The sequence below is a fragment of the Mucilaginibacter endophyticus genome, from assembly GCF_003351025.1.
Classification (GTDB): domain Bacteria; phylum Bacteroidota; class Bacteroidia; order Sphingobacteriales; family Sphingobacteriaceae; genus Mucilaginibacter; species Mucilaginibacter endophyticus.
This window is the reverse complement of the sequence record NZ_QPCG01000004.1, coordinates 15470-31325: the sequence shown is the minus strand read 5'-3', so window position 1 is coordinate 31325 and position 15856 is coordinate 15470. Positions and strand designations below refer to the sequence as shown.

The following is a 15856-nucleotide window of genomic DNA, read 5'->3' as shown; positions in this document are numbered from 1 at the left end:
GGAAATAGTTGATTAAATGAGTGGTTGATTAGGAGAATGGTTTTATATCTTTGACTAATAGAATCAACTATTCACCAAATCAACTATTCTCTATTCACTTCAAAATAAATTACTAAAAAAATTAGTAATTGTAAAAAATGTAATTATATTTGCTGAAGAAAATAATACGATGGCTACTACAGATAAAAATAGCGATAAATTAAAGGCATTACAGCTTACGTTAGATAAGCTGGAAAAATCATACGGTAAAGGCACCATCATGAAGTTGGGCGAATCCGTAGTTGAACAAACCGAGGTTATCTCAACTGGCTCTTTGGGTCTTGATATAGCTTTGGGAGTTAACGGTTTGCCTAAAGGAAGGATCATCGAGATCTACGGCCCTGAATCATCAGGTAAAACAACTTTGGCTATCCACGCCATTGCCGAAAGCCAAAAAAACGGGGGTATTGCTGCCTTTATTGATGCTGAGCATGCTTTTGATCGTTTTTACGCTAAGAAATTAGGTGTAGATGTTGAAAACCTGCTGATCTCTCAGCCGGATAATGGTGAGCAGGCTTTGGAAATCGCCGATAACCTGATCCGCTCAGGTGCTATTGATATTTTGGTTATTGACTCTGTGGCCGCATTGGTTCCCAAGGCTGAGATCGAAGGCGAGATGGGCGATTCAAAAATGGGCTTGCATGCACGTTTAATGTCTCAGGCATTGCGTAAACTAACCGGTACCATCAGCAAAACCGGATGCTGCTGTATCTTCATCAACCAGTTGCGCGATAAAATTGGTGTTATGTTTGGTAATCCTGAAACTACTACAGGTGGTAATGCCCTAAAGTTTTACGCTTCGGTACGTTTGGATGTACGCCGTATATCACAAATTAAAGATTCTGATGAAGTTTCAGGTAACCGTGTAAAAGTTAAGATCGTTAAAAATAAAGTTGCACCTCCGTTCCGTATAGCTGAGTTTGACATCTTGTTTGGCGAAGGTATTTCAAAAGCAGGTGAGATCATTGACCTGGGTGTTGAATACAACATCATCAAAAAAGCAGGCTCATGGTTTAGCTATGGTGAAACCCGTTTAGGCCAGGGCCGTGATGCTGTTAAGCAGTTGATCCTTGACAACCCCGAACTGATGGAAGAACTGGAAGGCAAGATCAAGGAAACTGTAACCGGCGAAAGCATGGAAGAAGTATAACCTCGATCGAGTATAATATTTTATAAGTGATTTAAATCTATCTATGAGACGAGCCTCCCGAAAGGGGGGCTTTTGTTTTTTAAATTATAAATACGATAACTGCCGCGGGGTTTAGCGCAGCGTAACCCGTGGTGTAGCATCATTTAAGCTTCCAGCTTAAATAAATAAAAACCAATGCCTAAACCATGAGCCGCAATTACAAATTTCAAAATCAGGAGTTTCCTTACTTTGTAACTTTCACTGTTGTACAATGGATAGATGTATTTACAAGAACGGCATACAGAGATATTCTTGTTGAGAGCCTGAAGTATTGCATTAAAAATAAAGGCCTGAAATTATATGCCTGGGTTATCATGAGCAACCACGTGCATTTAATTATCGGAACTACAGATAAGTCGATGCAGGATATCTTAACGGATATCAAAAGGCATACTTCCAAAACAATTATTAAAGCAATTCAGGAAAATTTACAGGAGAGCAGGGGCGACTGGCTGCTTTGGTTCTTCGAACGTGAAGGCAAGAGGAATCCCAGTAACGAATATTTTCAGTTTTGGCAGGCCGGTAGTCATCCCATAGAATTGTTTGGTGATAAGATGATTGATCAGAAGTTGGATTATTTGCATAACAATCCGGTGGTTGCGGGTTGGGTTGGTAAGCCAGAGCATTTTTTATATAGTAGTGCCAGGGATTATGCTGGTGATAAAGGTTTGATTGATATAGAATTGATGGTTTAAGCTGGGAGCTTAAACCATGCTACATCACGGGTTACGCTGCGCTAAACCCGCGGCAGATGTGTATATTTATCGGCAAAATTATCAATATAAATTATGGGATCATCAAAAGAGATTGTTACAAGCACGTTTGCCGCAGGTGGAATAACCATGAATGGTACCAACCCTTGGGATGTACAGGTACACAATCCTAAATTGTATGATCGCCTGCTGGCCGGTGGTTCATTGGGCTTTGGTGAAGCTTATATGGAAGGCTGGTGGGATTGCGAAGCCCTGGATGAATTCTTTTTTCGCGTTCAATATCACCGGGTTGATAAAGCCATTCCTCGTGATTTAAATACACTTAAATATTTTCTTAAAGCGAAGTTTAGCAACCAGCAAACTAAATCAAAAGCTAAAGAGGTTGCTTATAAGCATTATGATATCGGGAACGATCTGTTTGAGCATATGCTTGATAAACGCATGATGTATTCTTGCGCTTATTGGGAAAATGCAGACACTTTAGATGAAGCCCAGGAGGCCAAGCTTGATCTGATCTGCCGTAAATTAAAACTGGAACCCGGCATGCGCATGCTGGAGATTGGCTGTGGTTGGGGTGGTTTCGCCAAATTTGCTGCTGAAAAATATGGCGTGTCTGTTGTTGGTTTAACCATTTCTAAAGAACAGGCGGTACTTGCACGTGAAATAAACAAAGGCTTACCGGTTGAGATCAGGCTGGATGACTATAGGGATGTAAATGAAAAGTTCGACCGGGTGGTGTCCATTGCCATGCTGGAAGCTGTAGGGTATCGCAATTACAGAACTTACATGGAAACCGTTGCCAGGAACTTAACCGATGATGGTATTTTTCTGTTGCACACTATCGGCGGCAACTATTCTACCAAAGTTACCGATCCCTGGATTGATAAATATATCTTCCCTAATGGCATGTTGCCGTCTGCAGCGCAGCTTTCAACAGCGTGGCAGGGCTTATTTGTTCTTGAAGACTGGCATAACTTCGGTGTGTACTATGACCGCACCTGCATGGAGTGGCTCAAGAATTTTGAACAAAGCTGGCCTAACCTGAGTGCCAAATATGGCGATACATTTTACCGTATGTGGCGTTACTACCTTAATGCAAGTGCCGCATCGTTCCGTTCAAGAAAAAATCATTTGTGGCATATTGTATTAACAAAGCCTAAACATTTGGGCCTCTATAAATCAATAAGATAAACAGTTTTTTATGTCGATTTATAAAAAACGTAAAAATACGTAATAAATAAACGTGTTTTTACTTATCTGAAAATCAAGTATTTGGGTTTACTTTAATTTATTTCAGTAAAATCCTAAATACTTGCCTTATGCTGCCATCATTTTTAAAGCGACCTGTCCGTTTTTATCGGAACAGTGTATCCGCCCTGTTGCTCTCGTTATTATTAAGCAGTTGCTATACCGCCCGCGTCGAAACCAAAGCACAGGCTGGTTCTGAGGTATCCCATCAAAACGTTAACTTCTTTTTTTGGGGAGCTATTCAAAGCCCCAAACGGATAGTTACACCCATATGTGATTCCCTTGGTAGTAACGGCATGGCCGAAGTTACTGTGAGGAATAATTTTGGTTATTCGTTGCTCACCGTTGTGACCCTGGGGATCTGGAGCCCGGCAAGAGTGGAGTGGAAATGTGGTAAACCCTGTGCCAAGGAAGGCACTATAAAATAGGCGGCTATGAAAGTTATCAAAACAGGAGTTAGCAGCTGGGAAAATCGCCACGAAACTTTTATTGAACAAATAAAAGATCTGTACGAATTAGGGAATGAAGATAACCTCGACGCGCTTGATAGTTATAATGATGCTACCAAAGGGCTGCAAAACCTTATAAAGGAAGCTATAGATACCAATACGCCATTAAGGTCCTTAGGTGCGGGCTGGTCGTGGACAAAGATAGCTACCGTTAAAGACGGTGTTATGCTGGATACCAAACCGCTAAATACCAGGTTTACGGTAGCTGATACAGCGGTTAATCCGGCTTATGCAGGCAACAAGGATCAATTGCTTTTTGCCCAAAGCGGCAATGGTATTTGGGAACTCGGTGTGTTTCTAAAAAACAGGGGATTGTCGCTCAAAACTTCCGGTGCCAGTAACGGACAAACCATAGCGGGTGCAATGGGGACGGGGACTCATGGCTCGGCTTTTGACTTTGGCGCAGTGCCCGATTTTGTAGTAGGATTACATATTGTAGTAAGTCCGGATAGGCACATTTGGCTGGAGAGAGCTTCGGCTCCCGTAGTTGCGCAACGATTTATCGATCTGCTGCAAACCGAGCTGGTTCAGGACGATGAACTTTTTAATGCTGCTGTGGTAAGTTTCGGCAGCTTCGGGATTATTCACGGGGTATTAATGGAAACAGAGCCTTTGTTTTTGCTGGAAACCTATGTACAGCGATTGCCCTATAATGCAGAGTTGCAGGTTATGATGGAAACACTGGATTTTAGCAATACCAGTAAGCTGCCATGTGGCAATGAACGTCCGTTTCATTTTTCGGTGTTGCTTAACCCCTATGATCTGGATAAGGGTGCGTTTGTAACCACCATGTACAAGCGGCCATATCGTACCAACTACCAGCCGCCGGTTGATAACGCGGCAGGCATAGGTCCGGGGGACGATGCTGCCAGTTTTATAGGTACTATCACCGATGCTGTTCCTGCGCTGATCCCCATAGTAGTAACCAAAGTACTGAACACCAGCATGACTACTAATACTGACCCTCACTTTGGTACCCTGGGCGAAATTTTTAGTAATACCACCTTAAGAGGCAAATTATTGAGTTCCGCAATCGGCTTCCCCGCCGAGCTTTCGCCAAAGGTTGCCGATCTGATGCTGAAGATCAATAAAGATATTGGCCCGTTTAGTGGTGTATTTTCATTCCGGTTTGTTAAGCAAACCAAAGCAACATTGGGTTTCACCCGGTTCGCCCATACCTGTATTATGGAATTAGACGCGCCGCTATCGGACAAAGCATACAACTTTTATACCCAGGTTTGGCTGATGCTCGAGCAAGAAAATATTCCATTTACTTTTCATTGGGGCAAAGCCAACGAGGTTACGCCGGAGCGAATTCAAAGGATGTACGGAGAGGCTGCCACCCGTTGGATCAACGCCCGGAAAACGCTGCTCAATGCCGACTGCCAAAAAGTTTTTACTAACCAAATTACGCAGCAATGGGGGCTCGCCTGACATATGTGTGCTTCTTAAAAGCTGTATTATGTTACCTGCTGTTTTCATGTGGGCTGATAGTACGGGTACAGGCGCAAACCAGCGGGCAGATCATCGATGAGATTAGGGCTATAAACCGTAAAGTAACCAATTGGCCAAACAGCGGGGGGCAGGGGATGCTGATCTCTAACAAAGCCATGAATATTTTCCTGTCCAATAAAGTAAGTTCTTACCTCTCCGGTAATGAAGATCTTTCGCTTTATAAAAACTATGTGAACGTCAATGCGGCTGAAGGGATGATCAGCATCAATCATAATTTTCACCAGCCGGTAGATAGTGATGATTGGGTAAGATCTTTTGTAGTAGTAGGCGCAAGGGTAAATATCGCTAACACTTATGCGGCTAAGCTTGTGAATAGGTATTACGATAATCAATTAGGTTTCGCTATTCAAAAAACGTGGATGGGGAAGCCGCGAACTTATTATGCCGCCAATGGTGATTTCAAAAAGCAAATGGACGCCGCGAGGGCGCTGATGGTAAACACGCTTGCCCAAAATATCAATAAAAAAGCCGAGGAGTTTGAACAATCACTCAATGCGTTGAAACAGGATGAAGTTCCCGGGCAAAATCTGAATGAGGCAAAAAGCAAGCTTCGGAAAAACTTTTACGCCACACTCCGCACAGATTATCTGCAGCAATTTTCCGAACAACAATCGGAGCTAATGGTAAACACTGCCAATTTTAACCTCGTTACCGATAATTGGACAACTGCGGGTGTTTATATCCCGGTTATACCGCAAAAGTTTATGGTAAGCCGCGATGTTAATACACCTGTTGATAAACATTATAATTACCCGTTCGAATTATTTATAAGTCATACCCGCTTTTGGGAGAGCCCCAAATTAGGCAGGATCTTTTTAACTTTTGCAGGCAAAGGTTTTGTGAATAATTCGGTGGGGAGCGGTTCGCTTTGGAATGCCTATGTAAACGGGCAACAGGGGCAGGACGGCATAAATACGGTTGTAATAAATAAAGGCGACCGGTATATTGGCCAGTATAAAAACTTTATAACACCAGCGGCCGCAGGTAAGGTGGTATACATTCCATCAACCTCGCACGTTGGGGTAAGTTTTCGGATAGAAAAAAATTGGGGGACTTACAAGGCCCTTAACTCCATTATAGGTATCCCCATTGTTTTGATTGATAAAAAAGGTGTGCCTGCTATCAATTTTGAAGCGCAGCTTTTACTTCAGGATATGAATAATTCATTGAAAGATACCCATCTGCCTTTTAACAAAACCGCGATAGGTTTAACAGTAGGCATTCCCTTTAGCAAAATAGTTTATTAAACAGCGTTGCTCATTTCTTCCAAAACCGCCCTTTTTAAGGCCATGATATAACCCGTATGCAAGCCATCGTGAAATGGCACAAAGCGGATAGCCTCTTCAATATTGCTTAACGTAACACCATAGCGGGTAGTCATGGATTGATAATTAGCAAAAATGCCAGTGTGATAATCTTCCTCAAATTTATCAATAGTGGAAATAAGCAGCTCTTTTACCTCGGCTATGTCATCTGCATTAGCAAAATCCTGCGGTTTGGTTTCGGGGCGATAGGGCGTATAATATTTATCATCTACCACAATTGGTACACCCGCACGGGTATAGCAAATGCCTTGCTGGCCCGAAATCATATGCGCCAGGTTCCAGATCAGGTTGTTAATATATCCGGCCGGGATATGATTAAGTTGTTCGGGAGAAAGGTCTTTAATAACATTAAGCAGTGTCAGACGTGTTTTTTTGATAACCTCAAATTCTTGTTTCATTTTATATTAAAATGGGTGAAAGCTTTACAGCTACGCTAAATTATGAAGATTGTGGTATAATTTCGTCAAATTATCATATCACTGCTGCCTAACGTTTTATGGCTTATATCTTTTATCATACCTTTGCCCATTCATTTACTCATCCATTTTAATGCAGGATACCTCTTTAAATAGCACACCGGTAAAATATAACAAGCCAATAATTTATTTTTTACTGTTGTGGGCCTTACTGAATGCTGTACAGGCATTTACGCTTGAGATTCATGCCGATGAAGCTTACTACTGGGTTTATTCCCGTTTTTTAGATTGGGGATATTATGATCATCCGCCTATGGTGGCCCTTTTTATAAAAACAGGCTATAGCTTGCTGCATAATGAATTTGGGGCGAGGCTTTTTACCGTGATAGGTACCACAGCATCCATATACCTGATGTGGGTGATGCTGAAGCGATATAAGGTTGATGCCATAAACTTTATAATGGTAATTTCGGGCATCTTTGTATTCCATATTTATGGTTTTACCACTACACCCGATGCCCCGCTACTATTCTTCACAGTGCTGTTCTTTTATTTTTATCAGCAATATATTGAAAAGGATAGCTTTAAGCTGGCTGTGATATTGGGTATTGTAATAGCCTGTCTGCTGTACAGCAAGTACCATGGCATTCTGCTGGTTGTTTTTACACTGGCATCTAATATTAAATTACTAAAGCGCGGGTCTTTTTACGCTATTGTACTGTTGGCCCTGGCTTTATATGCACCGCACATTATCTGGCAGGCTAACCATGGTTTCCCATCATTAAGTTACCACTTGTCCGAACGCTCAAATGAACAGTACAACTTTGAGTATACTTATGTGTATCCGTTGGGGCAATTGTTGATGGCTGGTCCGCTGATTGGCTGGTTGTTGTTTTATAAAGGGTTCACTGCAAAAGTTCAGGATACTTTCACTAGGACATTACTGGTTAATGCTATCGGGATCCTGGCCTTCTTTTTCCTTACCTCGTTCAAAGGCGAAGTCCAGCTGCACTGGACGCTTATCGCTTACGTGCCGCTGGCCATGATGGTGCTTATCCGCTTTACGCACCCGGGTGCAAAGCCCAAATGGTTCAATCGTTTGGCTATCATTAATATTGTAATGATAGTTGTTCTGCGGGTAGCTATCATTATCGCTTTTCCGCCATTGTTAAAAGTCGACGCCATCCGGAGCTTTTTCGGTTTTAAAGAGTGGGCGCAGCTTATTCAAAAAAAAGCAGGGAAAAATTACGTGATTTTTAACGAGGGTTTCCAGAATCCATCGAAATACAATTTCTATAATAATACCACACACGGGTTTGATTATGATGCCCGCTACTATCGGCGTACACAATATGATATCTGGCCTATTGAAGATAGTATCCAGCATAAAAAGGCTTACGTTGTAATAAATGGCGTGTGGGATCCGGCCATCACTACCGATACCCTTAAAACCTATGCGGGTGACTGGTACGGCGGTTGGGTTGATGATATTCGCACCTATCAAAAAATTGATTTCCAGGTAGCTTCTTATAAAGAAAGCGTATCGCCTGGTCAGAAGAAGGATTTCGATCTCACGTTTACCAACCCTTATCCTTTCCCTATCAGTTTTTCAAATGTGAATCAAAAGCACAAAGTGTTTTTAGAGGCTTGTTTTTTCAAAAGTATCTACCAAGTGGGGATGCAAAAATCTGACGACAGCTTCAATAATATTTCATTAAAAACCGGCGAGACCGGGCATTTTAAATTTAACGTGACCATGCCGGCGAAACCAGGTAAGTACGAACTGATCTTCTCCATCCGTACCGAACCGTTTCCGGGAGGCCGCAACAATAAGATCATCAATATTACAGTAGAATAATACAATCAGCTATGTTTAAACGGATATACCTATTAGTCTTTTTTTCGATCATAACCACTACCGCTGCGCTTGCACAAGGCAGCCTTGATATCCATTTTAACGGTTTAGGTTTTATGGATAACCGCGAATACAAAGATTTTGTGGCCCGCTCACGTACCTACTCGGGCGTACGTACAGCACTTGACCTGGGCCTTAACCTTGATAGTGTGAACCACTTTATTGTGGGTGTTAACGGCATTCATGAATTTGGTGCAAAGCCATACTTTTTGAAAGTTAACCCGGTTGCTTATTACAGCTTTACCGGAAAAAACTGGTTGTTTAACGCAGGCGCATTCCCGCGCGAAGGTTTGCTGGATGATTATCCGCGTGCTTTATTGAATGATACTTTGCGCTATTACCGTCCCAATGTGGAGGGCTTGTTAACCCGTTTTCATAACGATCACTTTACAGAAACTGCCTGGATTGATTGGGTAAGCCGCCAAACCGTTACAGATCGTGAGCAGTTCCTGTTCGGTTTCTCAGGTAAGTATAGGCCAAGTTTAACCGGCCCTTTTTATGTATCGCACTACTTTTTGCTGATGCATGATGCCGGTGCCGAAGTACTGTTGCCTAACGATCACATCCAGGATAACGGCGGCGGCCAAATAAGATTAGGTTTAGACTTCAGTCATAAAACCATTTTAGATTCGTTATCTATAGAGGCTGGTGCTATGACCTCATTTGAGCGGGTGCGTGGCGTTGATGGTTTCAGGACACCGACCGGCTTTGTGGCTAATGCTTATTTAAGCTGGAAACGCTTTGCTTTATTTGACGAGTTTTACAAAGGGCAGGGCAGCCATATTATTTATGGCGACGCGTTTTTTGAAAAGAAAACTTACAATCGTTTGGATATCATTTACACGCCATTTTTGTACAAACGTGTAAAAGGACAGTTTATATTGAGCTTGCACCAAACGCCGGGTTACAGCAGCAACCAGGAAGCCTTTAGGGTAACGGTTGACCTGGGCCGCCAGACTTTGGTAAGGTTTAAGGATTAGTGAATGGAGAGTAGGTTGATTAGGTGAGTGGTTGCCTGTCAGCTATTGCTTACAAATGTTTTTCTGGGCAGATCCTGCAACTTTCTGTCGCAAAAAGAGACGCATGTAATGCGTCTCTACAATAAATGTTAACCTTTATAACACACATATATCATCCATGCAATTAAAAAAACAACTATTAATTTTTGTTGTACTGTTGCTTGCGGCACCTGCAAGGCTGCTGGCTCAGGACAACCAGTTTTCGGGTTGGGCGGCTATATTTCATAGCCATAAACTATCCGACCATTGGGGCTATTCGTTCGATGGGCAATTACGCTCACATGATGAGGTAAGTTATCTTAAGCATATCCTGCTTCGTCCTTCGGCTAATTATTATTTTGCCAAAAACAAGGTAGGGGCTTTAGGTTACGCTTATATTGCTACTTACGGCCGTACACCCGATAACGAAACAACCTTTCGCCCGGAGCACCGCATTTGGCAGCAATACACTTACACTCATAAGCTGACCAAGCATGTACAGCTGGCACATCGTTTACGATTGGAGCAACGTTTTTTAGGAAACACAGCTGATAACAAAAACGACCGCTATTTCGCCCAGCGCTTCAGGTATTTTGCCCGCGCCGTGATCCCGATGAAACCTGACTCGGACGTGTTTACTGAAGGAACATTCCTCGCCCTGCAAAACGAGGCCTTTGTAAACGTACAAAACAAAAACAAAGTAAATAAACACTTCTTCGATCAAAACCGGGCTTATGTTGCGGTGGGTTACCGTTTCAGTAAATCATTTGATGCAGAGGCTGGGTATTTGAATCAATATATTAAACAAGCCGATGCTTATGTGGTAAACCACGTGGCGCAGGTGGCTTTTTATACAAGGTTTTAAACTCATCGAAATCCTCTTCAAAGGAGAGGTTCATAGGTGTTCAGAAGATGAAATTATCTTAAAAATGTCATTGCGAGCGAAGCGTGGCAATCTCGTAGCCAATGCATATCCAATTTGTATAGCTACGAGATTGCTTCGTCGTTCCTCCTCGCAATGACATGGTTTTTTTAATCAATATTTTCGACTAACCTGTAGTCTCGAAACATTTACGGAGAGGACTTTAAATAAATTAACAAAAAAAAACCTTGCCAATATCACTGGCAAGGTTTTTTTTATGCATGATAAGAGATTAAATAATCATTTCTTCGCTTGTGCTATTATCTCGTTATTTAAACGCACATACTCGTCTGTTTTCATCTCGGTGGCCATTTTCGCTCCCTCCTGGGCGGCTGTTACAGCGGCCGCTTTATCACCTTTTTTCAACAATATGCGAGCTTTCCATGTTTTGGCTACAAACGGCGGAAAGTTTTTATCCTTTTCCAATTCGGTTGCCCATGCTAAGGCTTTGTCCATATCTTTATTGTTGTTGTAATAATAGATCAATGCCTCATAGTATGGCTTCTTATCAGTTTTCATGGCCGAATCGATTCGGGCCATTACCTTGGCGTCGATATCGGTGGTCATGTGGATAGTGAAGCCGCTGTGTTCCCACATCATTTGCAAATCGCAGGAAGTAGTTGATACGTTAGTAAAAGCGAGGGTCATGGTTTCTGTTAAAGCTTTAAGATGCTTGGTTTTTACTTTGAAACGCAGGAAATCATCAGCTTCTTTATACATATACGCGCCCCATTGTTTTGGTTGCTTGCTGAGGATGATCGTCCACTCGTTTTCGCCTGGGATACTGAACAGACCATACTCGCCCGCCGGAACCTTGTTGCCTTCCAAACTTACCTCGTCGGTAAATTTAATCACCGTGGCCGAATTGGCCCCCGTGCGCCAAACGGCTCCGTAAGGTTCCATGCCTCCGAATATTTTACGGCCTTTTACATCGGGACGTGAGTAAGTGAGGTTGATTTTTCCAAGACCAAAATCCTGCACAACACTTTGTGTTGAACTGGGCTGTGGGGTTAACTGCGCAAAGGTGTTTGCAGCAGTAAAGGTCATCATGGTGATGACGCTGATGAATAACTTCTTCATAATTTTGAGTGTGGTGGTGATATATAAAATACAGGTATATAATTGGTGTGCTATTTTTTATCCGCAGTAAATGTACCAGCGTCAACATCCTTCAAAAAGGCGATGAGGTTTTTGAAATAATTTTGCTGATCATCATACATACTCATGTGACTGCCATCCGGGCACAGATAGGTGCGGCTGTTAGGTAGTAAAAGCCCTTCTTTTTTCATGTCTTCAGGGTTCATTTCGTCATGCATGCCACCTAAAACTAAGGTTGGTACTTTGATGTCCTGCAGTTTATCCCAAAATTCCCATCCTTTAAAATTGCCGGTTACGTGAAATTCATCAACGCCTTGCATTTGGATGTAAATGGTATGGTTGGCTTTTTTAAAGGCGCGCCAAAGCGGTTCGGGCCAGCTTTCTATCGGGATCCGGCAGATTACCTGGGTATACAGCTTATTCATCAACAAGTCATTATATTGCGGCGAATCATATTGTTTAAGCCTGTCTAATGAGTCAAATACTGCGATATCCCGAGGGGTGAAAAACTTCTTCTTTAATTCGGCGGCATAGGCAACATAGCCTTTGATACCTGCTGTCATGTTTGATAATACAGCCCCTTTAACATGCGACTGGTATTTGTGCAGGTATTCCATTGCCAGCATGCCTCCCCAGGAATGGCCGAGGATATAAAAATTATCGAGCCCTAATCCCTTACGCACTTCTTCAACCTCTTCAACGTAACGCGGAATGTTCCATAATGAAGTATCGGCGGGAGCATCCGAATTGCCACAACCAAGCTGGTCATAGTAGTAAATTTCCATTCCTTCCTTCGGCAGGAAATCATCAAAGCACTCCATATAATCATGCGAAAAACCGGGGCCGCCGTGCAGCAGCAATACTTTTATTTTGCCATCGCCAACTTTTTTAGTCCATACGTTGTACTTCCCGGCAACCTTGATAAGCTTGTTGCCGCCAGTTTTAACTTCGTAAGGCTTGCCTGACGCTTCGGCCGAAGTATCTGCCGCTGGTTTTGATGGATTATTGCATGCACAAACGCAGGCAGCAATCATAATAAAAAATAGCTTTTTCATGTTAGCGATAGGAATGGCTGATTGTTATCTTTTATATAAAGATACTAAGAAGACCATTAAAATTAGTTTGTTAATAACATACAAAAAAACGCCATTGCATGAAACGAAACAATCCCCGATTTATACAGGTAAACTGTGAAAATCGGGGATTGACTTGTGTGTAATAATGCTTATGTCTGTTTGGAAACAGACCTTTCTATCTAAAAAAATGAGCTATTATATCCGCTCTATATCGCCGCTGCCGGCTTTTGAGCTCGAAATGTTTTTAGCGCCGCCAGTGTAATGAACATCGCCTGAGCCGCTTACCGAAGCATCAATTTTATTGCTGGCGTTGATGGTGGCATCGCCTGAACCGGCTATGTGAACTTCGGTATTAACGGTGATCAGGTCGCGGGCAGTAAAATCGCCAGAACCTACAACGTTTACTCTTGAATTATCGGCACGGCCTGATAGTTTCATATCACCGGAACCTGATATGCTGCTGTCCAGGTTTTTTGCATTTACCTTGCCCAGCATATCACCAGAACCTACTACTTTTAGCTTTAACGAAGTAGTTGTGATGCCTTCTTTAAAATAAACGTCGCCAGAACCGGCAACGTTAATGCTGGTCATATCTTTTGCAACAACATGAACAATCATTTTACGGTTACGGCCAAAGCTCCAGCTATCCCAGTTGGTACCTTTTTTACTGTAAATCTTTAATACGCCGCCCTGAACTTCGGTAATGATCTTGTCGATCACATCTGAAGGAGCTTCAACTTTTACGGATTCGTTTGAGCCTTGGGTAAAGTAAACATCAAACGAGCCAGCCAGGTCAATAGCGCTGAAGCCCGATAAGTGACGGTCTTGCGTAGTTTGATCGGCATGTTTAACAACAGGGTTTACTGGTTTTGCAGTGCTGTAGCTTGTAGTTCCAGCTGCAAGTACGGCGGCTAATAATATTTTTGAAATTGATTTCATGACGGTTGTTTTAGTTTCGTTTCAAATTAGACGCCGGTAGGGTGAAGAAAGTTGCACCGGATTTGGTTTTTTTGTGGTTGTTTTTTAAGTGAGTAGTTGATTAGGTTGATTGGGTGAGCGGTTGGTTTTATTAAGTGAGTAGTTAAATAGGTTGATTGAGCGAGTGGTAAACCATTCACCCATCCTCCCAATCAACCACTCACCTAATCAACAAGTTTTTAAAACTTCGGAAGTCTGATTCTAAAATTTGTCATTCCGGGAAACCAACCATTCACCTAATCATCCGTCATTCAACTTTTATATAAAAATTGAAAGTATCTACCTCCACATTGTCCTTAGTAATACCGTCTATTTTGACAGGGGTAAACTGGGCAGTTGGTTTAATAAATATATAACCACCTCCTTTAACGCGTACCTTTACCGGCATGTTGAAACCTTCGGCATTGGCAATCCATTTAGAGTAAAGCTTACCGTCTTTAACCACAAATTGCAGGGTTGGGATATCTTTATAATGCAGGTACTGGTCAAATACCGGTGCAAGGTTCATGCCGGCCTGTTTGCAGATGTAGCCTACAATATCATCGTAAGTAACTGTTTTATGGTAAAATGTTTTGTTAAGCCCGCGGAGGATACTGCGCCATTTTTCATCGTTATTGATGATGGTGCGAACCATGTTTAACAGGTTGCCACCTTTATAATACATATCTCCCGAACCTTCCATATTTACACCATAAGGGCCTACAATTGGCTTATCGTTACGGATATTTTTACGGGTGCCGTTCACGTATTCCTGCCCGGCTTGTTTGCCATAATAGGTTTCAATGAACAGGGACTCGGAGTAATTGGTGAAACTTTCGTGGATCCACATATCGGCAACATCTTTTGAGGTGATGTTATTGCCAAACCATTCGTGCCCGCTTTCATGCACAACAATGAAATCCCATTTTAAGCCCCAGCCTGTACCCGAAAGGTCGCGACCGAGATAGCCGTTTTTGTAATGGTTACCGTAAGCCGTACCGCTTTGGTGCTCCATGCCCAGGTGAGGGGTTTCAACCAACTTATAGCCATCCTCATAAAAAGGATAAGGGCCAAACCAGTATTCAAATGATTTGAGCATCCGTGGCGCGTCAAGCTCCCATTGCTTTTTAGCTTTGTCAACATTGTAGCTTAAAGGCCAGTAATCAAGCGTAAGCGGGCCTTTTTCGCCCTGGTAAGTACCTTCAAAGTGGGCATAGTCGCCAATGTTGGCTTCTATATCATAATTGTTGATAGGGTTTGCCACAAACCAATCAAACCGGGTATAGCCATTGTTCAGGTCGGTTACCTTGCGCAATCTACCGTTTGAAACATCTTTTAAACCATTTGGGGCGCTGATACTGATCAGGGCGCTGTCTACCTCATCATACTGATGATCTTTGGTAGGCCACCAGATGCTGGCGCCAATACCCTGGCAGGCAGTCGCCACCCATGGTTTGCCTAATGAATCGGTGGTATAAACAACGCCGCCGTCCCACGGGGCACGCTTGGCTATGGTTGGGTTGCCGGAATAGTAAACGGTAAACTCATCCTTGCTACCCTTTTTTATGGTTTTTGGGAAGGTGATAAACACCGCATTAAACTCGCGGGTAAAAGGTATTTCGGCACCTTCATATACCACCTTCTCTATTTTTAAATTGGCAAAAAGGTCAAACTGAAGCTTAGTAAAATTTTGAGTAGCCGTGAATTTGAACAGGTTGCTGCCGCTGATAAATTTTTTATCAATATCAAATTTCACATCCAGGTGATAGTAATTGATATCGTAACAGGTGCGCAGTGGCGTTAAACCACCGCGGAGTGAATCGGCGCGGGTAAATGTTTGCTTATTGGTGCCCAACTGTGCCTGGGTTGGTGCTATACCAGCTATGGTAAGCCCCAAAGCAGCCGTAAAAATATTTAAGAACTTGTTTTTCATTTG

General features: G+C 42.6%; 14 protein-coding genes. 9 read left to right on the top strand and 5 right to left on the bottom strand.

All coding sequences use genetic code 11. From position 1 onward, the window contains the following. Positions 1–169 precede the first annotated feature (169 nt). From recA to DUL71_RS16970, 6 genes are all read left to right on the top strand, one after another. The gene (recA, locus tag DUL71_RS16995; protein ID WP_114939248.1) at positions 170–1189 is read left to right on the top strand and encodes a recombinase RecA; all 1020 of its coding nucleotides are present in this window, start codon (positions 170–172) and stop codon (positions 1187–1189) included. A 185-nt stretch (positions 1190–1374) separates the two neighbouring features. Continuing rightward, entirely contained in the window at positions 1375–1923 is a 549-nt protein-coding gene (locus DUL71_RS16990; protein WP_114939247.1) for an REP-associated tyrosine transposase, read from the top strand. Positions 1924–2016: 93 nt separating this feature from the next. Beyond that, on the top strand, positions 2017–3132 hold the full coding sequence (gene cfa / locus DUL71_RS16985) for a cyclopropane fatty acyl phospholipid synthase (RefSeq protein ID WP_114939246.1): 1116 nt from the start codon (positions 2017–2019) through the stop codon (positions 3130–3132). Between the two features lie 128 nt (positions 3133–3260). After that, complete coding sequence (locus tag DUL71_RS16980) at positions 3261–3617, top strand: Bor/Iss family lipoprotein (RefSeq protein WP_114939245.1); 357 nt, start codon at positions 3261–3263, stop codon at positions 3615–3617. A 6-nt stretch (positions 3618–3623) separates the two neighbouring features. Then, positions 3624–5132 (top strand): FAD-binding protein, encoded by a 1509-nt coding sequence (locus DUL71_RS16975; protein WP_114939244.1) that lies wholly within the window; start codon positions 3624–3626, stop codon positions 5130–5132. Then, on the top strand, positions 5117–6460 hold the full coding sequence (locus tag DUL71_RS16970; RefSeq protein ID WP_114939243.1) for a hypothetical protein: 1344 nt from the start codon (positions 5117–5119) through the stop codon (positions 6458–6460). Before DUL71_RS16975 ends, DUL71_RS16970 begins: the two co-directional genes overlap by 16 nt. On the opposite strand, the gene DUL71_RS16965 is transcribed toward DUL71_RS16970, so the two are convergent. Next, positions 6457–6936, bottom strand: coding sequence for a DinB family protein (locus DUL71_RS16965; protein ID WP_114939242.1), 480 nt, complete (start codon positions 6934–6936; stop codon positions 6457–6459). The two genes, DUL71_RS16970 and DUL71_RS16965, sit on opposite strands and share 4 nt — an antisense overlap. A 151-nt stretch (positions 6937–7087) precedes the next feature. On the opposite strand from DUL71_RS16965, the gene DUL71_RS16960 reads away from it, so the two are divergent. The 3 genes from DUL71_RS16960 to DUL71_RS16950 all read left to right on the top strand — a co-directional run bounded on the left by DUL71_RS16960 (position 7088) and on the right by DUL71_RS16950 (position 10732). Continuing rightward, on the top strand, positions 7088–8812 hold the full coding sequence (locus tag DUL71_RS16960) for an ArnT family glycosyltransferase (protein ID WP_114939241.1): 1725 nt from the start codon (positions 7088–7090) through the stop codon (positions 8810–8812). 11 nt (positions 8813–8823) lie between these two features. After that, on the top strand, positions 8824–9849 hold the full coding sequence (locus tag DUL71_RS16955; RefSeq protein WP_114939240.1) for a hypothetical protein: 1026 nt from the start codon (positions 8824–8826) through the stop codon (positions 9847–9849). Between the two features lie 157 nt (positions 9850–10006). Then, positions 10007–10732: a DUF2490 domain-containing protein gene (locus tag DUL71_RS16950; protein WP_114939239.1), complete on the top strand. Its 726-nt coding sequence runs from the start codon at positions 10007–10009 to the stop codon at positions 10730–10732. Between the two features lie 297 nt (positions 10733–11029). Here the strand turns inward: DUL71_RS16950 and DUL71_RS16945 are convergent, their stop codons facing one another. From DUL71_RS16945 to DUL71_RS16930, 4 genes are all read right to left on the bottom strand, one after another. Beyond that, a complete protein-coding gene (locus DUL71_RS16945) occupies positions 11030–11869 on the bottom strand; it encodes a DUF2911 domain-containing protein (protein WP_114939238.1) in 840 nt (279 codons plus the stop codon). A 50-nt stretch (positions 11870–11919) separates the two neighbouring features. Beyond that, on the bottom strand, positions 11920–12942 hold the full coding sequence (locus DUL71_RS16940) for a proline iminopeptidase-family hydrolase (protein ID WP_208645589.1): 1023 nt from the start codon (positions 12940–12942) through the stop codon (positions 11920–11922). 216 nt (positions 12943–13158) lie between these two features. Continuing rightward, a complete protein-coding gene (locus DUL71_RS16935) occupies positions 13159–13902 on the bottom strand; it encodes a head GIN domain-containing protein (RefSeq protein ID WP_114939236.1) in 744 nt (247 codons plus the stop codon). 286 nt (positions 13903–14188) lie between these two features. Continuing rightward, entirely contained in the window at positions 14189–15853 is a 1665-nt protein-coding gene (locus DUL71_RS16930) for a M1 family metallopeptidase (RefSeq protein ID WP_114939235.1), read from the bottom strand. Between the last annotated feature and the right edge of the window lie 3 nt (positions 15854–15856).